Below are 19,558 nucleotides of genomic sequence, written 5' to 3'. Positions count from 1 at the left end.
GATCGAAACAGCCGCTACCTTCGGAGCAGGGTAAACACGCCCGTTTGCTTCAACGGCGGTCTGGATGTTCATTTGGATATCCTTTGGACTTTCTTACTTCGCACGGTTCACTGCTGAACGCAGATATCCGGACAGGAATTCCGCGATGAGAACCATGGCTATGATTGAGAGAATTATTGCGGCTACCCGCAGGTTTTCCAGCTGCTGAACGTTTCTTTTCAGGTACCAGCCCATGCCGCCGCCTCCGAAAAAGCCCACCACGGTGGCGGCGCGGAAAGCAACGTCCCACGTGTAGATCGCGATCCCGGTGAAGGCCACGCGAACCTGGGGCACGACGGCAAAGAGGAACACCTGGAACGGATTGGCGCCGGCTGCCCGCATGGCTTCGACCGGCCCCATTTCAATGGCTTCTATTTCATCGGCGAACAGCTTGCCTGCAAAGCCGATGCAGAACATGGTCAGAGCACTGACGCCTGCCAGCATTCCGAAGCCCAGTATCGAGACAAAGAGGATCGTCCAGATGGTTTCGTGAATTGCCCGGCAGAAAATCACGCCGAGGCGTCCGACCGGAAACAAGGCACGGGCGGGCGAGACATTAGCTGCAGAAAACCAGGCGAGGGGAATCGCGATGCAAACGCCCGCAAATCCACCCAGAAATGACATCTGGAGCGTGTCGAGAATTGCTGCCAGGTAGCCCTTGTCCAGCACGTACTCCAGATCGGGTGGATAGTAGCGGTCGCTGACCACTCCCATCAGCCGACCCAATGCGCCGAAAAGCCTGGTGATGTCGATGTTCAGAAAGTGAAACGAATAACCCAGAAACACCAATACGATCAGCAATGTGCCGTATTTGTAGAGGGAGTCAGGGTATTTGAACCGCGACCACTTCCGCGCGGGAATCGAGTTGGCTGTCTGATCGGTCATCGGTGCCTCCTCAAATCACAGCTTTACGCAGGTAGTGAGAGATGATTTCGCCAATGATGATCAGGAACAGGATTGCCAGGATCACCATGGTGACGCCGCCATAGTTGAAACTGTTCATCTGGCGGAAGAAAAGCAGACCCAGTCCACCCGCGCCAACCAGACCCATAACGGCGGAACGGCGGATATTGATATCCCACTCAAATATCACGGTGGCCAGAACCACCGGATAGATCTGCGGCAAAATTCCGTAATACATCACCTGAAACTGGCTGCCGCCCACCGCCCGGATCGCTTCAACCGGCTTGGTGTCGATGTTCTCGATGGCTTCCGCTGAAATTTTCGAGATGAAGCCGACCGAACGCATGGCAATGGCCAGAATGCCCGGCAGTGCTCCCAGTCCGACAGCACTGACGAAAAGAAGCGCCCAGACGATTTCATGAACGGAGCGGCTGAGGACCATCAGAAATCGGCCGAGAGGATAAAGAATGGTTTTCGATGGCGTGACATTCGCTGCTCCGAGCCAGGCAACAGGCAGTGAAAGGAAGCACCCCAGAACCGTCCCGACAGAGGCCATCATGAAAGTTTCGAGAGTGGGGATCAGAAGTTCTGGCAACAGCCCGAGGTCGAGTGAAAGGTAGCGGCCGATCGAACTGAGAACACCGCTGCGGCCGCCAATCCGGGACCAGTCGGTATCTTCAATGATCGTTCCGTTGACGCACCAGGCAACAAAGGCGATGACGGCCAACCAGATAAGGCCCATCTTCACATAGCGACGCCGGCGCAATTCATATTGCTGGTCCAATGCCGCAGGATTTGCGTCAATCACTGCCATGCTCACAGGACCTCCATGGCGTAAATGTCATCCAGGTCCGCGTCTCGCAATTGCTCTGTCGCACCATCGAACTTTTTGTAGCCATCCTGCAGGCCGATGATGCGGTTGCAGAATTCCTTGGCGAGCTGCACGTCGTGGATATTGCAAAGGGCAGGGACTTTCAGTTCCAGTGCAATGTCCCGGATGAGAGCCATGACTTCCCGCGAAATCTTGGGATCAAGCGCTGAGGTGGGTTCATCCAGCAAGAGCAGTTTGGGCCGTTGCATCAGGGCGCGGGCGATCCCGACGCGCTGGCGCTGGCCACCGGACAATTCATCTGCGCGTTTGTCGATGTGGTCGCTGAGACCGACACGGTCCAGGTAGTACAGCGCGAGCTGGATATCGTCCTGAGGAAAGGCACGGAACAACGAACGCATGTTGCCCGTGTAGCCCAACCTGCCCGAAAGCACGTTGTCCATGACGGACATGCGATTGATCAGGTTGAACTCCTGAAAAATCATACCGACATTGCGTCTGAGATTGCGAAGTGCCCTTGGTCTGAGTGCGCACACATCCTCTCCCAGAAGCACGATCTTGCCGTCGGAGGGTTCAACCAGTCGGTTGACGCACCGGATGAGCGTGGATTTTCCCGCCCCGCTGGGTCCGATGATCGCCAGGAAATCATCGTCCTGCACTTCAAAATCGATGCCTTTGAGAATTTCGGGGCCTTTTGCGCTGTAACGCACCTTAAGTCCCTCGACGGTCAAAACGGCCATCATCCGCCTCCCTCGGAAATCTGGTGCGCGTGAAAGGCGCGCACCAGGTTTTTGGTTATTTTTTGGCGTCTTTTGCCGCTTTCAGGTCGCGGATAATGTTGTAATCATCGTCCGACATGGCGACGAAACGGCTGGCGTTGACATTTTTCAGATATTCCTGCCCTTCCTCATTGTCGCCTAACGTCAAAAAGGCCTCGGTGATCTGACCGACCAACTCGTCGCAGAGCTGACCGGAAACCACGAACGGATCCTGCGGAATAACCGGGGAAGACCAGATGAGATTGTAGTCTTCCATCTTGGCCAGTCCACGGTCGATGACATTGTCCAGACGGTGGGTGGCGACGAAGGCGATATCGACTTGCCCTTCCAGAACCGCGATTGCGGAAAGGTCATGTCCGCCTGTGTAGACAACGCGGCTGAAGTGGTCTTCCAGATCCTGGCCGATGACTTTTGTAAAGGAAACGCGCGGCAGCAGGTTTCCCGAGGTCGACGCGGGATCCGTCAGCCCGACAACCTTGCCCTCAATGTCTTCGATCTTCTCGATGCCGGAATCTGAACGCGAGACAAGCACAGCCTTGTAGCCAGGGCCTTCTTCCTGAAAGTGTCCCTTGTGTTTTGCATAAGTTGCAAACACCTGCAGCGACGGGTCTTTTTCCTGTGCGATGACATAGGAATATGGACCGTGCATGCCGATGTCCACAAAGCCGCCAAGCATTGCTTCAACGACGGAGGCATAGGACGTGGGAAGATAGAATTCGATGTTCTTGCCGGTGGCTGCCTTCAGCTGGTTTACCATCGGCTCGTAAAGCGCAAGTTCCTGGGTGGTCTCTTCCGTAGGGATCATCGAGAAACGCAAAACGTCCGGATTCTTGCATTCCTCAGCACTTGCTGCACCTGCGATCGCAACAAGTGTACCAGCAAGGGCGGTCTGAAAAAGGGTTGTTAGCTTCATTTCTGGTCCTCCGGTAGGTTGATTTGACGGGTTGATCCCGCTTGTTTTTGGGTATCCGTTGATCAGATCAGACCCTGGTGCCGGGCCGCTGCGAGAAAATTCTCCTTGGTTCCGATGAAATTCTTGCCGCGCTCCCCGGCAAAGGCCTCGTCAATGATCTGCATGCATTTGCCTTCGGGCACCGAGTGATCCACAAAGCGTGTTCCCACACCCAGATCTTTCAGAAACCGGGTCAGAAATTCAGCACCCTCCTCAAGGTCGTCGCCGAAAATCGTCTTGAGCGCATCTTCGCGAAATCCCCCGATGCCGGACACGGAACGCAGGACTGTCGGCAGAGTGAAGGAGCAGGCGATGCCATGCTGGACACCCCATCCCAGGGTGATCGGATAGGAGAGATTGTGTGCAATCGCAGTCTTCGTATTGGAAAATGCAAGGCCGGCGAACAATGAAGCCTCGGCCATTTCGCGTCTGAAGAAAATGTTGCCTGGATCACGCAGCACCTTGGGGAGCGCGGGCAGGATACGCTTTGCGGCCGCCACGGCATGCTGCGCGGAAACCGGGTTGGCATTCCGGTTCCAGATACTTTCCAGAGCATGCGACAATGCATCCAGACCGGTCGCCAATGTAAGTCCATAGGGCTTCCCAAGCATCAGGGCCGGGTCGACCAGGGCGATTTCGGGATACAGCCGGGGATGGGCCAGCGAGTACTTCTTCGCCGCTGCCTCATTCCAGACGGTGGCCCAGCATGTGACTTCACTGCCGGTTCCCGCCGTGGTGGGGACGGAAACGATCGGAAGGAAGGACAGCTCATCTTCGCCTTCCTTCGTCTCCAGGAACCTCACAATGCGGTTAAAATCTCCGCCGGCGGCGGCAAAGACCTTGGCTGAATCAATGACCGATCCACCGCCAATCGCGACAATGACGTCAACATCGTCTGCCACCGCGAAACGGTCACACTGGACACGCAGCAATTCATAATCCGGATTGGGAGCCACATCGCTTATCTTGACAACCGGTTCCCCGGCCGTCCTGGCGAGCTTGTCAGCCAGCTCCGCAAATACGGGCTCCGGATAGGTCACCAGCGCGTACCGCCTCCCGCCAATTGTGTCCGGGAGTCTTGAGAATTCATCCTCACCAAAAAGCACGTTAACCGGGTTTTTATAGGCCCACATATTTGTCCCTTTGATTTCGAAAACTTGAGACGCGGTTGTCACATTCAAGGAGAGCATGAACAGCCTTAATGCATATATCAAATTGATTGTTTCGATGTGTTCTATATACTGTATCTATGCTTAAGTCCGAACTCCGTGCTTTTCACGCTGTTGCTCGATTTGGTGGTTTTTCCAATGCAGCCAAGGCTTGCAACGTGAGCCAGCCGACGCTTTCAACACAGGTGAAGGCGCTGGAAAGACGCTACAAGGTGGAACTCTTCAACCGCGTCGGACGCGAGGTGCACCTGACCGGGCCGGGAAAGGAGCTCATGGAGATCACCTCGCGGCTCGTTCAGGCAGAAACAGATGCGGAAAGCTTGTTGAACAGCTATCGCGGGTTCCATGCCGGGGCACTCAACCTGGCTGCGGTCGGGCCTTTTCACGCAACCGACATGATCGTTGCCTACAAGCAGAATTATCCGGGAATTGATGTTCAGGTAAAGTTTGGAAATTCAACGCATTGCTTCGAGCAAATCCTGTCTTTCGATGCTGATGTGGGGATCATAGCCGAAGTTCCCGTGGACGAGCGCGTGACAACCCTGCTTTACAGCGTGCACGAGGTGGTTGCCTTCGTGAATTCGGACCATCATTTCTATGACCGCGCCAGTATTTCGATACACGAGTTGGAAGGCGAGAAAACCATTCGGCGGGAAGCGGGATCCACAACGCGGACCGCGATCGAAAGAGAGCTGGACAATCGCAATGTAAAAGTGGATGCGGTACTGGAACTGGGCAGTCGGGAAGCCATCTGGAAAGCGGTTGAGCAAGGCCTTGGACTTGGGTTCGTGGCGGACTTCGAGTTTGTCCCGCACCCGAACCTGCGCCCCATACCGATCACGGACGCCGATATCCAGACGAACTACTATCTGGCCTTTCTCAAGGAACGCGAGCAGTCTCGACTGATAAACTCGTTCTGTGATGTTGCCCTGGGCAGAAATGGAAAGAAAAGCACCTGGTCTCCAGTTGCCTGACAGCTGCGCTTTCCGGGAGTTTAGGGGTGTGATTGAAGTGGGGGCAAGAATGAGGGTTACTATCCTAAGGTAACGCGGTCCGGGGTTATTGCCGTGTCAGTACTGAAGACGGGAACCTTGAGAGGACCCGTTTCGCTAATGTCAAAGAGCAGTATTCGTGATGAAACTTGTCTTTATCCACGGCGCACCGGCAACCGGTAAATTGACCACCGCCAGGGCTTTGTTGAGGGCTGTGCCTGGTCGTCTGTTCGACAATCATGTTGCAATTGACGTTGCTCAAACTGTTTTTGACTTCGGTGCTCCCGGGTTCTGGGAACTTGTCCATACCGTGCGTTGCTCGGTCGTGGAGGCTGCCGCGAAACACGACATTCCAATGCTTGTTACGACTTATTGTTATTCAGCGAGCGACCGTCTGCAATTCGAGGATCTTGCAGCCATCATGCACAAATGCCACGGTGAGATACTCCCTGTTCACATTAGCTGTGATCGCAAGGAGGTGCTGTCACGATTGGGAAATTCAGAGCGCGCTCAACGCGGCAAGATCACAACGGAACAGAGCCTGGACGAATTCAACTCGATTTTTGTTCCCGCTCCTGCGCCAAGACCGAACTGCCTAATGCTTGATAGTGGAGTTGCGACAGCCGACGAAATGGCAGCGACCGTTGTTTCCCGTTTTGGTCTTTGCACTTCAGAAAAACAAAGTGGCCGTTGAGGAGCCTGTAATGTCATATCCGCATATCATTTCCTTGATCGGGTACTTCACGATACCGGCTGAAAACGCGAGTGCATTCCGCAAAAATTGCGAGAAGATGGTTGCGCTGCGAGACAAGGAGCCCGGTCATCTTGCTTCCGCGTACAGTTTTGATGACAACGGTGGCGCCGTGTCCCGCGAAGACTATGTGAGCGCCGATGCGATCATCGAACATATGAAGATCGGTGCGCATGTTTTTGAAAGCACTAAAGCGCTGGTTGAGATAACGGGCGTGGAAGTGCACGGTCCCAGGGACGAACTTGAAAAGCTGCGCGGTACCCTTGAGCCAATGCAGCCACGGTTCTTCGTGACGGAGTACGGTTTCCGGCGTTAACTCTTCCTCCAAGAGTAAAGCCGGGACACCAAAAGCAGAAGTCTGTCAAACAGACTTTCTCCCTGGCTATCTGTTGTATACTCCTCGCGGTTTCTTCGAATTCACTGCCTGCACAGCCAAAATCGCCTGGCGTGATCTGTTGCCGGAACACCTTCAATCAACGTTTGTTCCATCGCTTGCCTGTGTCGACAGGCTTGCCAGATAGGTCAGGATGAAGTCCTGTACCGTCCTGTCCGTTATCCCGACATGCCGCATTTTTGTACCCGGCAGAAACCCGGTGTTGTCCTCCATCCAGGCGCGCAGAGCAGCAGGTGTCCAGACAATTCCGGACGACGCCAGCGCCTCGGAATATTCGTAGTCCGGAAACGTTCCGGCGCCGCGGCCAATGACATTTTCAAGCGGGGGACCGTAACTCGGGTCGTTGGTGTCCGGAGCGTGGCAGCGCCGGCATTCCACCCTGTAGAGCATTTCTCCAGCCGTGATCTTGGCCTGCTCAAAAACTTCGGATGCCTGGGCAGAATGCACAAGACCAAGCGTCATTGCTGCCAAAAGAAGGTTGCGGACCGACATTCGTTTTCTCCTCTCGTAGAGTGAGAGGAGAAAACGACAGTCAAACCCGGGAAACGTTGATCTTGATCAAGAAAATTCTTGGCCTTTCGTACAAGCAAAGACCGATCCGGAAGGCCATCTTGATCTAAAGGACAGTTGCGTCAGCTTACGCCTGCGGAAAAACTGCGCTTCATGGAGGAGATTCACAACAGGTCGCGTGAGATCGTCGGCGTGCTGGCGCTGCATTTGGCTTGCATGGTCACCGCACTCGTATTTGCGATGTCTGCCGGAAATGCGCTGGAACTGGAGCGCACCGAGGCCGCGCAATACATTCAACCACCCTATCAGTTGGGGGATCTGCTCGACGGAGGAATATACGAGCTGATCAACCTGGATGGCAGGGTTGCAGGGTATGCCTTCGAAACAACGCCGCTGGCCCCACTTCCGGGCTTCTCGGGCGCCCCGATCAACCTGTTTGTCATTTTGACCCTCGAAGGCCGGCTGATCGATGTCGATCTTGTTTCGCATAACGAACCGATTTTCGTGTCAGGGTTGGGAGAGGCTCCGTTTCAGGAGTTCATTGCCCAGTACAAGGGCTATTCCATCACCGATTCCCTGGTTATCGGCGTTCCCTACGGCGATGAAGGCAGCGGATCGTCGCTGGTTTATCTGGACGGCGTGACCAAGGCGACGGCGAGCGTGCGCATTGCACACGAGACGCTTCTGGCGGCCGCGTTCAAGGTTGCAAGAGAGAAGATCGAAGGAATTGGCGGCAGGGCGGCAGCCGAGCCCAACCTGGATCACGCAGAGCAGCTGACCTGGGATGACATTGTCGAGGAGGGTCTCGTGGGCCGGCGACTGGTGACCAACCGTGAGGTTGACGACGCCTTCGCCGATACCATCTGGGCAGACGACGATGAACTGGCAAAGGATGAACCCGACGAGCCCTACCTTGATCTGTGGGTGGTCGATATCGGGCCGCCGGCAATCGCCGAAGCCATCCTTGAGCCGGACAGTCTGGTCCAGTTGCGCAATTTTCAGGAGCTTTCACCTGAAGATGAACCGATCCTGGTGATCGACGCCGGGCGTCACGGGCTGGTTACGGAAGACTTCGTGCGCAATACCAGCCCCGACCTGATCACGGCAAGTCAGGACGGGCTGCCGATCTCCCTGCGCGATGCCGATCTGGATATCGAATTGCGTGACGGGATACCGGGTGAAGTGGCGATGGTTCTGCGCACGGACCGCAGGCTTGGCTTCGATCCGACCGGCGACTGGTCCTTGTCGGTTCGTGCGACACGCGAGCACGGGTCTTTCCGACCGGAAATCGGAACCGTGGACTTTGCTCTCACTCACAAGACCGATGAACGTTTTTTCATCAGGGATGAACCTCCCGAACCGGTTCCTGTCTGGCGGCAGGCAATGCAGGCAAGATCGGGCGATCTCGTGGTACTTGCCGGGGGTCTGGCCGCACTCGTGCCGTTGCTCTTGTTCGGCCAGTCCCGGTTTGCCGGATACCGGCACTACACGGCCGTTCGACTGTTGATACTGGCAGGTGTGATCGGCTTCGTCGGCTGGTGGGGACAGGGACAGCTATCCATCGTCACCGTACTGGGTGTGATGCGGGGTCTCTTCGAAGGACAGAGCCTGTCCTTCCTGCTCTACGATCCGTTTTCGTTGCTGATCTGGGCCGTGGTTCTCGTGACATTCCTCGTCTGGGGTCGTGGCTTTTTCTGTGGCTGGATGTGTCCGTTTGGAGCCATGCAGGAATTCATGCATCATCTGGGTCGCAGCCTTCGCTTTCCGCAGATCCGCGTTCCGGACAGGATCGACCGTTGGCTGGTCAAACTCAAGTATGTCATTCTTGCGGGCCTTGTTCTTCTGGCCTTCGTCGCGCCGGGTTACCTGGATGCTGCAGTCGAGGTTGAACCCTTCAAGACGGCGGTAACGACCTTCTTCGTACGCGAATGGTATTTCGTTTTTTACTGCGTCGGTCTGCTCGTGTTGAGCACAATGGTGTTCAAAGGGTTTTGCCGCTACATCTGTCCGCTCGGAGCGGTGATGGCTATTGGCGGTTTTTTGCGTATCCGCGACTGGATCCCGCGCCGGGATGCCTGCGGCAGTCCATGCCAGCTTTGTCGCGTGAAGTGCAATTACAACGCGATCAAACCGACCGGCGGTATTCGATACGACGAGTGTTTCCAGTGTCTTGATTGCGTTACCATCCATGATGACGATGCCCGGTGTGTGCCGCTTGTGCTTGCCAAAAGAGGGAGGCAGCTATGAACAGGGGACGCCGCCGTTTCCTGACCATCATGGCGGGATGCGCTCTTGCGACGACAGGTTCAAGACCAGCAACTGCCGAACCGGTCGTCTGGCGCGGAAGAGCGCTGGGAGCCGAGGCCCGTATCGAACTCTTCAGTTCGGATAGCAAGGAAGCAGCGCGGGCGCTGACTGCTGCCCGCGACACGATCCACCGGATGGAAAGGCACTTCTCGCTGTATCAAGCCGGTTCCGCACTCAATCGCCTGAACTCAGACGGCACGCTGCAGATGCCGCCGGAATTCGCCCGCCTGATCGGGCATGTCGATCGCATAAACCGACAAACCGAAGGTCTGTTCGATCCTACAATTCAGCCGCTCATGGTGGCGCAGGCCAGGCGACCGAACGGCCTGACGCGCAAAGAACGGGCTGCACTGGGTGAACTGGTCGGCTGGGACAAAGTGCGCCGTCAGTCGTCCCGACTTCACTATTCCATTCCCGGCATGGCGATGACGATGAACGGTATTGCTCAGGGATTTGCAACGGATCGCACGAGTGAAGTGCTGCGCGCACATGGCTTTGATCCCTATCTGGTTCACATCGGCGAATACAGGGCAGGAGAACAGAGTGCACGCATTGGTGTCGCCGGTAAGAGCGGCAACATCCTGGACAGCATCGACCTGAAGAATGCAGCCGTGGCTACATCCGCGCCTTCGGGCACGCGGTTCAGCAACGGCAGCGGCCATATCATGCACCCGGATCTGACAGACACTGAACCACGATGGCAATCGGTGAGCGTGCAGGCGGAAACGGCGACCTGGGCCGATGGCCTGTCGACGGCGCTCGCGCTTACATCGTCGAGGGAACTGGCCGAAAAATGTGTTGTTTCGGGAGCAGCTCAGGCGATCTGGCTGGAGGATCGTGACGGTTCGCTTGTCAGGGTCTGATCGCCGAGCAACCAGAGTGCAGTCGGTCACCAGTCCGGTTTTGTGAACGTCAGTCCGTGGTCGTTGAATATGCGCGCCATCCGACCGTCTTCAACGGCGTAACGGATTGCGTCGTCGACTGCGTAGGAAAGAGGCCGCCAGTTGTGTCGAACGGCGATGCCCAGGGTCCAGCTTGATCTGGCCAGTCCCGGAAAGGGCGGCAAGTGGACAGCGATGGCGTCGGTGAGGCCGTGTTCGATTTGTGAGAGCGGTGCCATCACGGCCATGACGTCACCTTCCGCAAGTGCCGCCATTGCATCGTCCGTGGTCGGAAAACGCCGCATGTTTGCAACAAGTTGCCCGCGTGCAAACCCGGAAAGATAGAAATCCGAGAGCGTGTCGTTTTCGACACCTACCGTGTCGAAGCGAAAATACGCCGGAACCGGCGGGTCTTCAGGGTATTCGTCCTTCCGATAGGCTATTGCCAGCTGTTCGTTGTAGTACTGGCCGTTAAGGACGACCATCTCGTTCCGGCAGCCCAGTTCCCGGTCATAGGGAACATGCAGCATGACATTCGCAATCTGGCCACCGATCAGTTTGCCGCGCCAGACATTGTTGCGCAGATCACCATCAACATTCTCGTCGGCAGCGGTTGCGATGAACCGAGCGTCTACCCCGAGGTCCTTTGCAATCAGATGCCCGATGTCGATGTCGACACCTTTCAAAACACCCTTCTCTTCATACGAGAATGGCGGGAAGTCCTCATAGACGGCTATCTTGATGAAGCCGCGTTCCTGGATGTCGTCCATGCTTTGACCGACAATGTCACGGCTCAAATTCTGCGGCTTGCGTTCCGCCTCATCACCGAAACGGACATTTTCGCAATTTTGAGCGAATGCCGCCGTGCCGGCTATGCAAAGCATGGCCAGAACGGCGGAACCTACTTTCAAACCGGGGTGGAGCATTACTTCGCGGCCGACAATCCGATCGTCAGGATTTCTGCTGTTTTCTTGAGACTATCATCGGAACCATCCAACTGCAGCGCGGCGCGTGAAGCAACTGATTCCGCGCGTGGAGCACCCGAACCTGTTTCCAGGGAATCCGCGATTTCTTCCATTTCAGTGCGAAGAGGTGCGATTGTGTCTTCGGCTTCGACTGCCGGCATTGCCTTTTCTGCAAGTTCCTGGATTACGTCCCGGATTGCTTTCAGCCGTTCTGAATGTGGGTCAAGAGCACCTTCATCGGGCCTTGTCTCGACGTAGGTGCGGATCGCCCAGGCGGCTTCCTGGCCGAGCAGTTCACCGAAGGCCGGCATCTTGGTTACACCGTTCTGTGTGTATCCGTTCTGATACCGCTCCAGATACCATTCGTCGCCAAAGTCATCGGCTTCCAGATAGCGCAGGTCCGGGGCAAGGCCGCCGGAAATCACTTCCAGACCGTGGCAACGCGCACAATTCTGGTTATAGCCCGAGGCACCAACCTTGATTGCCAGCGCCCAGAACTGATTGTCCGGGTCGCGCCAGGGGTTCTCGACCAGCCACTCTTCACCGAGGTCCGGAAGACCGGCCGTATCGACTGCCTGCGGAGCGACATCTCCATGTGCTTCCACGCGTCCGATCGGATCCAGAGATGTCAGGGAAAGGGCAGTTCCTGCCGCAAAGATGCCCAGCATCCAATTGCGAAAATTCATGATTTCTCTCCTCCCGAGATCGTCAAACTTAAATACGCACAGCTCGGACAGAGGCGCTATTGTACCAAGGGACAAGTCTCGTTTCCTTGCCTTGACGATCAGCCTCAGCCTAACCTGTGAGTTGTCCTGCGGGTGCGCGTATTCGGACCAGGGAGCGAGGTTGAATGTTTGTCAGGGTCATCGCGAATTACTTAGTGATATTATGGTTTTGTTGCAGCGCGGCGTATGCGGATATAGCGGTTACAATCGGCTATCTGGAGCAGGTCGAACCACAACCTCCAGTGCTCTCCAACCTTGATCCGATTCCGGAAAACGAGGGGCTTGCCGGTGTCGAAGTTGGCCTAAAGGACAATGCCACCACAGGACGTTTTCTGAAGCAGACCTATGCTCTGGAGACCCGTGTTGTCGAGGAGGGTGGAGACTTCGAGAGCGCCGCGCGCGAACTTCTGGCCGTGACGCCATTCCTGATTGTGAAAGCGCCCGAAAACCAGCTCCTTCGCGTGGCTGATTTGCCTGAAGCGGCAGGAGCCATCCTCTTCAACACGAGCGCTGAGGAAACGGGTCTCCGAGATGCAGCGTGCCGCAGCAACATTCTTCACACGTTGCCCTCAAGGGCCATGCGGACAGACGCACTGGCGCAATTCGGCGTTCGCAAGAAATGGACGGATTGGGTCGTCATCGCCGGTCCATATCCTGCTGATCAGGCATTTGCCGATGCGATTGAGAAATCGGCACGCAAATTCGGCATCCGTATCCGCGAACGCAAGGCCTGGGACGTGAGTGCCGATATGCGCCGCAGCGCATTTCAGGAGCTTCCTCTTTTCACCCAGGATTTTCCCGAACATGATCTTGTCGTCGTCGCGGACGAAACCGACGATTTCGGCAGATATGTTCCCTATAACAGCTGGGTACCGCGCCCGGTCGGCGGAACAGAGGGGATTGTGCCCGTCGCCTGGGACAGGACCGTGGAACAATGGGGTGCCGCACAGCTGCAAAGTCGTTTCGAAAAGACTGCAGGCAGATCGATGAGGCCGGTTGACTACGCGGCATGGGCAGCCATGCGTGCGATAGGCGAGGCCGTGACGCGGACCAACCAGGCTGATGCTGGCGCTGTCCGCGACTATCTGTTGTCGGGGAAGTTCGAGCTTGCCGGGTTCAAGGGCAGGCCTCTGACCTTCCGGACCTGGAATGGTCAACTGCGTCAACCCATTCCGCTGGTACACCCCCGGGCACTGGTGGCTCAAGCGCCGCTGGAAGGGTTCCTGCATCAGCGAACAGAGCTGGATACGCTCGGAATAGACGAGGCGGAAAGCGCCTGCACCGCGTTCAGGGAGTAAAACATGCGCATCTTGTGGCAAATCACCGGACTTGCGATCGGGATGGGGCTTTCCATCGCGACCGCTGACGAGATCTGGGTTTCCAATGAAAAGGACGATACGATCAGTGTGATAGATATCGACACGCTCGAAGTCACACGCACGATAGACGTTGGTGAGCGCCCGCGCGGAATTACGTTCGCCATTGATCATTCCGTTTTGTATCTGTGTGCTTCCGACAGTGACACAGTGCAGGTCATAGATCCGGAAACCGGCAAGATCCTGCATGAACTGCCATCGGGAGAGGATCCTGAGCAGTTCGTTTTGCATCCGGACGGCAAGCATCTGTATATCGCCAACGAGGATGATGCGATCACCACGGTGGTGGATACCGATACACGCAAGGTCATAGCCCAGATCGACGTCGGTATCGAGCCGGAGGGCATGGCGGTGTCGCCGGACGGAAAGATCGCGATCACGACATCCGAAACCACCAACATGGCTCACTGGATCGACACCGGGACCCAGGAGCTCTTTGCCAATACCATTGTCGATCAGCGCCCACGCCATGCCGAGTTCACCCACGACGGATCCGAGCTTTGGGTAAGCTCGGAAATTGGCGGCACGATCACCGTCTTTGACCGTGAAAACCAGCAGGAAAAGGCCAAGATCGAATTCGAAATCCAGGGCATCCATCCGGATCGTGTCCAGCCTGTCGGCTTTGAAATGACCCGGGACGGCCAACACGTCTTTGTTGCGCTTGGGCCGGCAAATCACATCGCGGTTGTTGATCCGAAAACCTATGAAGTGACGGACTATATCCTTGTTGGCCGGCGCGTCTGGCACATGGCCTTCAACGGTGACGAAAGCCTGCTCTTCACCACCAATGGTGTGTCGGGCGACGTGACCGTGATCGACGTGGAAAGTCTTGAACCCATCAAGAGCATCAAGGTCGGTCGTTTCCCATGGGGTGCGGCTTACCGGCCGACAAACTGAATTCAACCGGGAGGAAACACATGAAAATTCTATTGGCCTGCATCACGACCCTTGCCATTCTGACGGCACCTGTTCTAGCCGACGGCGATGATGACGACGACGCACCGACTTTCGGATCGGCCGGCATTCTGTCGCGCGACAACCGGGAAGATCTTGCGCCGCTGACGCTGTCTTCCGGAATGCCGCTCAACGAAAGCGGCAAGCTGGAATTGAAATCAGGGACCTACTACGAGATCGAAATCGAAGCGGATGGCAGCCAGGAACTTGCGCTTGCCGGGGCCGGCTTTTTCCGGGCTATCTGGATCGACGAGATCGTGATTGAAGGAATCGAGATCCGTCCGCTTGGCGTCGACAGTCTTGAGTTCGACGAGGCGGGAACCCTGGAGATCAGTTTTCTTGCCATCAAACCCGGGACCTATGATTTTGGTGTTCCAGGCAGCGATCTGCAGAACGTGGAGATAACCATCAAGTGACATCCGGGCTGGATGTTCGGGGCATCACGCACCGATATGGCAAGAAGACCGCCCTGAACGACATCGGTTTTTCCCTTGATAAGGGGACTTTTTGTGCTCTTCTCGGACCCAATGGTGCGGGAAAGAGTACATTGTTCTCTATCCTGACGCGCCTGTTCGTGCCGGATGCAGGGGAAGTCATGATTGCCGGCCATTCACTGGCCCGTGAACCGGGCAAGGCTCTTGCCAGGATCGGGGTCGTGTTTCAGCAGCCGACACTTGATCTCGATCTTACGGTTCGGCGGAACCTGAAATATTTCGCCGCCCTGCACGGTCTTGCCGGCAAGGATGCCGACAGGAGAATTGAAACGTCGCTGGAGCAGGTGAATATGGCGGAACGCGCCGGCGAAAAGGTTCGCGCCCTCAATGGCGGGCACAGGCGCCGAATGGAAATCGCCCGGGCCCTGCTTCATGATCCCGTGGTTCTCCTTCTGGACGAGCCGACTGTCGGCCTCGATGCGGAGACGCGGAATTCGATCACGGGTCACGTTCACAACCTTGCAAGCGAACAGGGCCTGACAGTTCTTTGGGCGACCCATCTGGTAGATGAAGTCAGGGCAAACGATCAGCTTGTCGTCCTGCATGAGGGAAGGATCCAAGCTGATGGAAGTGCCGCCGAAATAGCTGGAGATACCCCGCTGCAGGCGCGGTTTCTGGAGATGACCGGAGGTGGCGAATGAGGGCTGCCCTGATTTGCCTTGTTGCGATCGTTCATCGCGAGGCGCTGCGGTTCGTTTCGCAGCGCGGCCGCTTCCTTGCCGCGATTGTCCGGCCTCTTGTCTGGCTGATCGTGTTTGCCGCAGGGTTCAGAGCCGCACTCGGCCTTTCCATTCAACCGCCTTACCAGACCTACATCACATACGAAATCTATATCGTTCCGGGTCTTTGCGGCATGGTACAGCTCTTCTCGGGAATGCAGTCGTCGCTCAGTCTTGTCTATGACCGCGAGATGGGGTCAATGCGGCTGTTGCTGACCAGTCCGATCCCGCGTTGGTGGCTGCTCTTCTGCAAACTCTTCGCCAGCACGGCGATCTCCATCTTTCAGGTCTACACCTTCCTGGCGATCGCAGCGCTTACCGGGATCAGTTTTTCTCCTGCCGGTTATCTTGCAGTCCTGCCGGCACTCATTGTCAATGGACTGATGCTTGGCGCGTTGGGACTGTTGTTGTCGAGTACCATCAGGCAGCTGGAAAATTTCGCCGGTGTGATGAACTTCGTCATCTTCCCGATGTTTTTCCTGTCAACGGCACTCTATCCTCTTTGGAAAATGGCGGAAGCCTCGACCATCTTGCGCGACATCTGTGCCTTCAATCCGTTTTCGCATGGCGTCGAATTGATCAGGTTCGCGCTCTATGGTCAGGTTGACTGGATGGCGCTCCTCTGGGTGCTGGTGGCATTCGCCATATTCCTATCGGGCAGCCTTTGGGGTTATGATCCTTCGCGCAGCATGGTCAGGCGGAAAGCGTGAATGTCTGTCCGGACGGGATTTGAAACAGGAGCCGGGAATGAAACGCATTGTTGCTACGATATTGCTTGTCGCAGGCGGCCATGGTGCAGGAGCGCTGGCCGAAGAGGTCGATACCGGTGGAACCCTCAACCCCGACGAAATGAGCCTGAACCGGTCCATTGCCGAAGCGCTGGACGGCAATGTCGACATGGTCGTCTGCGCACAGGGCTACCTGATGACCAAGAAGGGTGATCATGAAGCCGCGCGCAAGATCTTCCAGGCCTGCGCCGAAAAAGGCTGGACGGGAACGATGACCTGGATGGCCTACATGGATCAGAACGGGCTCGGCAAAACGGAAGATCCGGAAGCGGCCGCTGCCTGGGACAGGAAGGCGGCCGAAGCCGGTGACCCGGTCGGACAGTTCAACTACGGGCTGGATCTGCTGCGTGGTTATGGCGTCGATCAGGACCTTGATCTGGGCAGGAGATTTATCGATCGTTCGGCGGAACAGGGTTTTGAAACGGCCAGGGAACTGAAGCGTGAAGGCTATGACTGGAAGGCCGTCACTCCGGATGCGGATGAATGGAAATTCCAGCGGGTCTACTAGGACAAACCGGAAGGAAGCCTTGTTTGAGCCAGGTTCGCCGGCTGCCCGTGCAACAGGTAGACCGAACCGGCAAGCCTGCTCGCCTCGTGCTCCGAGTGGGTAACCAGAAGCGTTGCGATGGAAGCATCCGCCAATAGCTCTAGCGTCAATGCGATCATGTCGTTCGCAAGGCCCTTGTCCAGGGAGGCGAAAGGTTCGTCCATGACGAGGAATTGCGGCTTGGCGGCAAACGCGCGGGCAAGGGACAGGCGTCGTCTTTGGCCCAAAGACAACTGGTCGGGCAGGCGGTCGGCTTTCCCGTCCAGTCCAACCCGCAAGAGGGCTTCTTCCACCGCCGCGTCAGAGGCACCTGTGATCAGGCTTATGTTGTCTCCCGCGCTTCTCCACGGCAGGAGCGTCGGTTCCTGAAAGACCATTGAAATGCGTTCCGGTCGTGTGACGTGACCGTCGAAGTCCGTATCAAGACCGGCTGCAATCCGGAGCAGCGTCGTCTTGCCGATTCCTGAAGGCCCCAGCACAGCGACACACTCGCCGGATGCTATTTCCAGGCGAACGTTGCCCAGAACGGGCTGATCCCCGTAGGACTTGCCCTTGATGTCTATCCCGATCATGCGTGGCGCCACCGGCTTGCACGGCGCTCCCAGGGTTGAAGGACCGCAAATTCGATTGTCAGCATGACAGCGATGAACGACAGGGCATACGTCAGTACCATGGCCACATCGAACAACTGGAAATAGAGATGGATCTGAAAGCCGACACCATTGGATCTTCCGAGAAACTCGACAACCAGAACAATCTTCCAGATCAAGGCAGTGCCGGTGCGTGCACTGGCAGCAAAAAACGGCGCCAGTTGCGGGACGATGATATGGCGCAGCCGCGTTAGTCGGGGAACCCTGAATATCCGGGACATGTCATCGAGCGCGGGATCGAATGTCCGCGCTCCTTCGCGGATCAACACTGTTACCATCGGGATCTTGTTGATTGCGACCGCGGTTATGGCAGCAACTTCCGTGAGACCGATCCAGAGATAGCAAAGTACGATCGTCACCAGTGCGGGAAGGTTCAGGAAAAACAGCAGCCAGGGGTCGAACCAGGTATCCACGGACTTGCGCCGGCCCATCAAAAGCCCGAATGCGGTTCCAATCGCCATGGCCAGAACGAAGGCCGCCACGACCCGGCCCAGGGTGATGCCGAGGTTGTAGAGCAGAGGTCCGGAGAACAGCTCCTTCAAGGTGAGTCTGCCGATTTCGAGCGGCGAGGGGAGTGTTTCCGGGTCGGCCAGGACCGCGGCACAAACCGACCACACCATGATGAGCAGACCCAGCGAGACCAGTCTTGTTCTTATGGAGCCGGCGACCCGCGGATCAGCCTTCCGGGATGACAAAAACACCCTCCGGCAAGGTTTTTGCTGACCCGACAAGTTTTTCACCGCCCAATCGCGCCATCACCTCGAGCATGCGTTCCGCCTGCTCCTCGTTAACGGGCCCCGGAGCTGGAATTCCGGCGATGAAGCCGGTTTTCAGCGCCTCGAAGTCGGCATCTGTTTTTGCACGCATCAGCGGCCGGATGCGGTCAAAAGCCTGCGGGTCGTTTGCAAGAATATCCTTGGCCCCTCTCGAGGCGGCCATGAAACCGCGAACGAGGTTTGGATGTTCCTTGAGCATGTCACCGTGAAAAACATAGCCGAGCAGTGGCGTCTCCGGATCGAGCCCGAGTGCCTTCGCGGCGTCTGAAACCGAGATCAGCTCGCGCATGCCCTTGGCTTTCATCTTGGCTGCAAAGTGCCAGAAATTGATGGCCCCGGCTGTTTCACCTGCAAGCGCATTCTTGAAGATCAGAGGCGGTGCACCGAAAACCTGCTCGGTCTCGGCCGCAAGATCTATTCCATATTCCTGTTCGGCATAGGCCCTCAGGATCAACCAGCTCTTGTCAACCGGGCCACCTGCGATGCCGATCTTCTGTCCGGCCAGATCTTTCAGGGTCTTCGCGTCGCTGTCTGAGGAAACCATCAGGCCTCCGACTGCCTTCGAATAGGGTACAAAGACATAGTCGTGTCCGTCTGCTCGCTGCCTGGCAACCCAGAGCCAGTCAGCGACGACAATGTCGGCTTCCCCTCCCTGAAAGGCAATGCGTGTTGCCGGATTTCCTGCCAGACCCATAACTTCCAGTTGAAAGCCGTTTTGGGTGTCCAGGCCATTGTGCTGGATCGTGTCGAGCTCCCAGTTGACGGTGCCGACCTTCAGCACTGCTGCCTTGAGCACGGGTACCTCTTCGGCGTGGGCCGCAAAATTGAGCGTCAGACACGATAGGCTGACCGCCACCAGTCTCATGAGCCGATGCATGATTTCCTCCCGGTACAGTTTTCAGTCAGCTTAGCAGGCACGCACCAGCAATGAATTCGACTTTCGGTCGGATCTGACGCGATGTTGGCTGAACGTGACGCCTCGTCATGTTTAGTCAAGTTTACATTATTTCACCGATGCCTGCGGACGGAGCGGGATTTTCGACTTGCTGCACTGCACC

General features: G+C 56.6%; 22 protein-coding genes. 11 read left to right on the top strand and 11 right to left on the bottom strand.

Annotation, left to right across the window (positions count from 1 at the left end; translation table 11 throughout):
- Positions 1-93 precede the first annotated feature (93 nt).
- The 5 genes from phnE (LA5095_RS30435) to psrA all read right to left on the bottom strand — a co-directional run bounded on the left by phnE (LA5095_RS30435) (position 94) and on the right by psrA (position 4,635).
- On the bottom strand, positions 94-924 hold the full coding sequence (phnE, locus tag LA5095_RS30435) for a phosphonate ABC transporter, permease protein PhnE (RefSeq protein WP_082442582.1): 831 nt from the start codon (positions 922-924) through the stop codon (positions 94-96).
- Positions 925-934: 10 nt separating this feature from the next.
- Positions 935-1,756 (bottom strand): phosphonate ABC transporter, permease protein PhnE, encoded by an 822-nt coding sequence (phnE, locus tag LA5095_RS30430; RefSeq protein ID WP_055391726.1) that lies wholly within the window; start codon positions 1,754-1,756, stop codon positions 935-937.
- Positions 1,757-1,758: 2 nt separating this feature from the next.
- Positions 1,759-2,511: a phosphonate ABC transporter ATP-binding protein gene (gene phnC / locus LA5095_RS30425; RefSeq protein ID WP_082442587.1), complete on the bottom strand. Its 753-nt coding sequence runs from the start codon at positions 2,509-2,511 to the stop codon at positions 1,759-1,761.
- A 55-nt stretch (positions 2,512-2,566) separates the two neighbouring features.
- The gene (locus LA5095_RS30420; RefSeq protein ID WP_055391724.1) at positions 2,567-3,463 is read right to left on the bottom strand and encodes a phosphate/phosphite/phosphonate ABC transporter substrate-binding protein; all 897 of its coding nucleotides are present in this window, start codon (positions 3,461-3,463) and stop codon (positions 2,567-2,569) included.
- 62 nt (positions 3,464-3,525) lie between these two features.
- The gene (psrA, locus tag LA5095_RS30415; RefSeq protein WP_055391738.1) at positions 3,526-4,635 is read right to left on the bottom strand and encodes an iron-containing alcohol dehydrogenase PsrA; all 1,110 of its coding nucleotides are present in this window, start codon (positions 4,633-4,635) and stop codon (positions 3,526-3,528) included.
- Between the two features lie 116 nt (positions 4,636-4,751).
- Between psrA and LA5095_RS30410 the strand changes: the two genes are divergently transcribed.
- The 3 genes from LA5095_RS30410 to LA5095_RS30400 all read left to right on the top strand — a co-directional run bounded on the left by LA5095_RS30410 (position 4,752) and on the right by LA5095_RS30400 (position 6,730).
- Positions 4,752-5,645 carry a LysR substrate-binding domain-containing protein gene (locus tag LA5095_RS30410; RefSeq protein WP_055391723.1) on the top strand — a complete coding sequence of 298 codons (894 nt, stop codon included), beginning with the start codon at positions 4,752-4,754 and terminating at the stop codon, positions 5,643-5,645.
- Between the two features lie 160 nt (positions 5,646-5,805).
- Positions 5,806-6,357: a P-loop nucleotide/nucleoside kinase family protein gene (locus tag LA5095_RS30405; protein ID WP_055391722.1), complete on the top strand. Its 552-nt coding sequence runs from the start codon at positions 5,806-5,808 to the stop codon at positions 6,355-6,357.
- 10 nt (positions 6,358-6,367) lie between these two features.
- Positions 6,368-6,730, top strand: coding sequence for an antibiotic biosynthesis monooxygenase (locus tag LA5095_RS30400; protein ID WP_051644865.1), 363 nt, complete (start codon positions 6,368-6,370; stop codon positions 6,728-6,730).
- Between the two features lie 153 nt (positions 6,731-6,883).
- On the opposite strand, the gene LA5095_RS30395 is transcribed toward LA5095_RS30400, so the two are convergent.
- Positions 6,884-7,300, bottom strand: a complete 417-nt coding sequence (locus tag LA5095_RS30395; RefSeq protein ID WP_055391721.1) for a c-type cytochrome — start codon at positions 7,298-7,300, stop codon at positions 6,884-6,886.
- 171 nt (positions 7,301-7,471) lie between these two features.
- Between LA5095_RS30395 and LA5095_RS30390 the strand changes: the two genes are divergently transcribed.
- The gene (locus tag LA5095_RS30390; RefSeq protein WP_082442585.1) at positions 7,472-9,565 is read left to right on the top strand and encodes a 4Fe-4S binding protein; all 2,094 of its coding nucleotides are present in this window, start codon (positions 7,472-7,474) and stop codon (positions 9,563-9,565) included.
- Positions 9,562-10,488 (top strand): FAD:protein FMN transferase, encoded by a 927-nt coding sequence (locus LA5095_RS30385; protein ID WP_055391720.1) that lies wholly within the window; start codon positions 9,562-9,564, stop codon positions 10,486-10,488. Before LA5095_RS30390 ends, LA5095_RS30385 begins: the two co-directional genes overlap by 4 nt.
- 26 nt (positions 10,489-10,514) lie before the next feature.
- Here LA5095_RS30385 and LA5095_RS30380 read toward each other — a convergent pair whose 3' ends face one another.
- Complete coding sequence (locus tag LA5095_RS30380) at positions 10,515-11,432, bottom strand: substrate-binding periplasmic protein (protein WP_055391719.1); 918 nt, start codon at positions 11,430-11,432, stop codon at positions 10,515-10,517.
- Positions 11,432-12,157 carry a cytochrome c-550 PedF gene (gene pedF, locus LA5095_RS30375; protein WP_082442581.1) on the bottom strand — a complete coding sequence of 242 codons (726 nt, stop codon included), beginning with the start codon at positions 12,155-12,157 and terminating at the stop codon, positions 11,432-11,434. Before pedF ends, LA5095_RS30380 begins: the two co-directional genes overlap by 1 nt.
- A 164-nt stretch (positions 12,158-12,321) precedes the next feature.
- Between pedF and LA5095_RS30370 the strand changes: the two genes are divergently transcribed.
- Genes LA5095_RS30370 through LA5095_RS30345 form a run of 6 tightly spaced genes read left to right on the top strand, consistent with a single transcriptional unit; the run spans position 12,322 to position 17,035 of the window.
- Complete coding sequence (locus tag LA5095_RS30370) at positions 12,322-13,494, top strand: ABC transporter substrate-binding protein (protein WP_055391718.1); 1,173 nt, start codon at positions 12,322-12,324, stop codon at positions 13,492-13,494.
- A gap of 3 nt (positions 13,495-13,497) precedes the next feature.
- A complete protein-coding gene (locus LA5095_RS30365) occupies positions 13,498-14,469 on the top strand; it encodes a YVTN family beta-propeller repeat protein (protein ID WP_055391717.1) in 972 nt (323 codons plus the stop codon).
- Positions 14,470-14,489: 20 nt separating this feature from the next.
- Positions 14,490-14,942 (top strand): cupredoxin domain-containing protein, encoded by a 453-nt coding sequence (locus LA5095_RS30360; protein WP_055391716.1) that lies wholly within the window; start codon positions 14,490-14,492, stop codon positions 14,940-14,942.
- Positions 14,939-15,661, top strand: coding sequence for an ABC transporter ATP-binding protein (locus tag LA5095_RS30355; protein WP_055391715.1), 723 nt, complete (start codon positions 14,939-14,941; stop codon positions 15,659-15,661). Before LA5095_RS30360 ends, LA5095_RS30355 begins: the two co-directional genes overlap by 4 nt.
- Positions 15,658-16,449 (top strand): ABC transporter permease, encoded by a 792-nt coding sequence (locus tag LA5095_RS30350; RefSeq protein ID WP_055391714.1) that lies wholly within the window; start codon positions 15,658-15,660, stop codon positions 16,447-16,449. The genes LA5095_RS30355 and LA5095_RS30350 overlap by 4 nt, the downstream gene beginning before the upstream one ends.
- Before the next feature lie 37 nt (positions 16,450-16,486).
- Entirely contained in the window at positions 16,487-17,035 is a 549-nt protein-coding gene (locus tag LA5095_RS30345; RefSeq protein WP_055391735.1) for a tetratricopeptide repeat protein, read from the top strand.
- Here the strand turns inward: LA5095_RS30345 and LA5095_RS30340 are convergent.
- The 3 genes from LA5095_RS30340 to LA5095_RS30330 are packed head-to-tail and all read right to left on the bottom strand — an operon-like array spanning position 17,032 to position 19,377.
- Complete coding sequence (locus LA5095_RS30340) at positions 17,032-17,646, bottom strand: ABC transporter ATP-binding protein (protein ID WP_055391734.1); 615 nt, start codon at positions 17,644-17,646, stop codon at positions 17,032-17,034. The two genes, LA5095_RS30345 and LA5095_RS30340, sit on opposite strands and share 4 nt — an antisense overlap.
- Positions 17,643-18,344 (bottom strand): ABC transporter permease, encoded by a 702-nt coding sequence (locus LA5095_RS30335; protein ID WP_055391733.1) that lies wholly within the window; start codon positions 18,342-18,344, stop codon positions 17,643-17,645. The genes LA5095_RS30340 and LA5095_RS30335 overlap by 4 nt, the downstream gene beginning before the upstream one ends.
- A 55-nt stretch (positions 18,345-18,399) precedes the next feature.
- Positions 18,400-19,377, bottom strand: coding sequence for an ABC transporter substrate-binding protein (locus tag LA5095_RS30330; protein WP_055391713.1), 978 nt, complete (start codon positions 19,375-19,377; stop codon positions 18,400-18,402).
- Positions 19,378-19,558 lie beyond the last annotated feature (181 nt).

The organism is Roseibium album (assembly GCF_001404515.1).
Lineage (GTDB): Bacteria > Pseudomonadota > Alphaproteobacteria > Rhizobiales > Stappiaceae > Roseibium > Roseibium album.
This window is presented reverse-complemented; position numbering and strand designations above follow the sequence as displayed.

Excerpts from the sequence above, each read along its gene's own strand:
- phnE (WP_082442582.1), bottom strand. The coding sequence starts at position 924 with ATGACCGATCAGACAGCCAACTCGATTCCCGCGCGGAAGTGGTCGCGG.
- phnE (WP_055391726.1), bottom strand. The coding sequence starts at position 1,756 with ATGGCAGTGATTGACGCAAATCCTGCGGCATTGGACCAGCAATATGAA.
- phnC (WP_082442587.1), bottom strand. The coding sequence starts at position 2,511 with ATGGCCGTTTTGACCGTCGAGGGACTTAAGGTGCGTTACAGCGCAAAA.
- LA5095_RS30420 (WP_055391724.1), bottom strand. The coding sequence starts at position 3,463 with ATGAAGCTAACAACCCTTTTTCAGACCGCCCTTGCTGGTACACTTGTT.
- psrA (WP_055391738.1), bottom strand. The coding sequence starts at position 4,635 with ATGTGGGCCTATAAAAACCCGGTTAACGTGCTTTTTGGTGAGGATGAA.
- LA5095_RS30410 (WP_055391723.1), top strand. The coding sequence starts at position 4,752 with ATGCTTAAGTCCGAACTCCGTGCTTTTCACGCTGTTGCTCGATTTGGT.
- LA5095_RS30405 (WP_055391722.1), top strand. The coding sequence starts at position 5,806 with ATGAAACTTGTCTTTATCCACGGCGCACCGGCAACCGGTAAATTGACC.
- LA5095_RS30400 (WP_051644865.1), top strand. The coding sequence starts at position 6,368 with ATGTCATATCCGCATATCATTTCCTTGATCGGGTACTTCACGATACCG.
- LA5095_RS30395 (WP_055391721.1), bottom strand. The coding sequence starts at position 7,300 with ATGTCGGTCCGCAACCTTCTTTTGGCAGCAATGACGCTTGGTCTTGTG.
- LA5095_RS30390 (WP_082442585.1), top strand. The coding sequence starts at position 7,472 with ATGGAGGAGATTCACAACAGGTCGCGTGAGATCGTCGGCGTGCTGGCG.
- LA5095_RS30385 (WP_055391720.1), top strand. The coding sequence starts at position 9,562 with ATGAACAGGGGACGCCGCCGTTTCCTGACCATCATGGCGGGATGCGCT.
- LA5095_RS30380 (WP_055391719.1), bottom strand. The coding sequence starts at position 11,432 with ATGCTCCACCCCGGTTTGAAAGTAGGTTCCGCCGTTCTGGCCATGCTT.
- pedF (WP_082442581.1), bottom strand. The coding sequence starts at position 12,157 with ATGAATTTTCGCAATTGGATGCTGGGCATCTTTGCGGCAGGAACTGCC.
- LA5095_RS30370 (WP_055391718.1), top strand. The coding sequence starts at position 12,322 with ATGTTTGTCAGGGTCATCGCGAATTACTTAGTGATATTATGGTTTTGT.
- LA5095_RS30365 (WP_055391717.1), top strand. The coding sequence starts at position 13,498 with ATGCGCATCTTGTGGCAAATCACCGGACTTGCGATCGGGATGGGGCTT.
- LA5095_RS30360 (WP_055391716.1), top strand. The coding sequence starts at position 14,490 with ATGAAAATTCTATTGGCCTGCATCACGACCCTTGCCATTCTGACGGCA.
- LA5095_RS30350 (WP_055391714.1), top strand. The coding sequence starts at position 15,658 with ATGAGGGCTGCCCTGATTTGCCTTGTTGCGATCGTTCATCGCGAGGCG.
- LA5095_RS30345 (WP_055391735.1), top strand. The coding sequence starts at position 16,487 with ATGAAACGCATTGTTGCTACGATATTGCTTGTCGCAGGCGGCCATGGT.
- LA5095_RS30340 (WP_055391734.1), bottom strand. The coding sequence starts at position 17,646 with ATGATCGGGATAGACATCAAGGGCAAGTCCTACGGGGATCAGCCCGTT.
- LA5095_RS30335 (WP_055391733.1), bottom strand. The coding sequence starts at position 18,344 with ATGGTGTGGTCGGTTTGTGCCGCGGTCCTGGCCGACCCGGAAACACTC.
- LA5095_RS30330 (WP_055391713.1), bottom strand. The coding sequence starts at position 19,377 with ATGCATCGGCTCATGAGACTGGTGGCGGTCAGCCTATCGTGTCTGACG.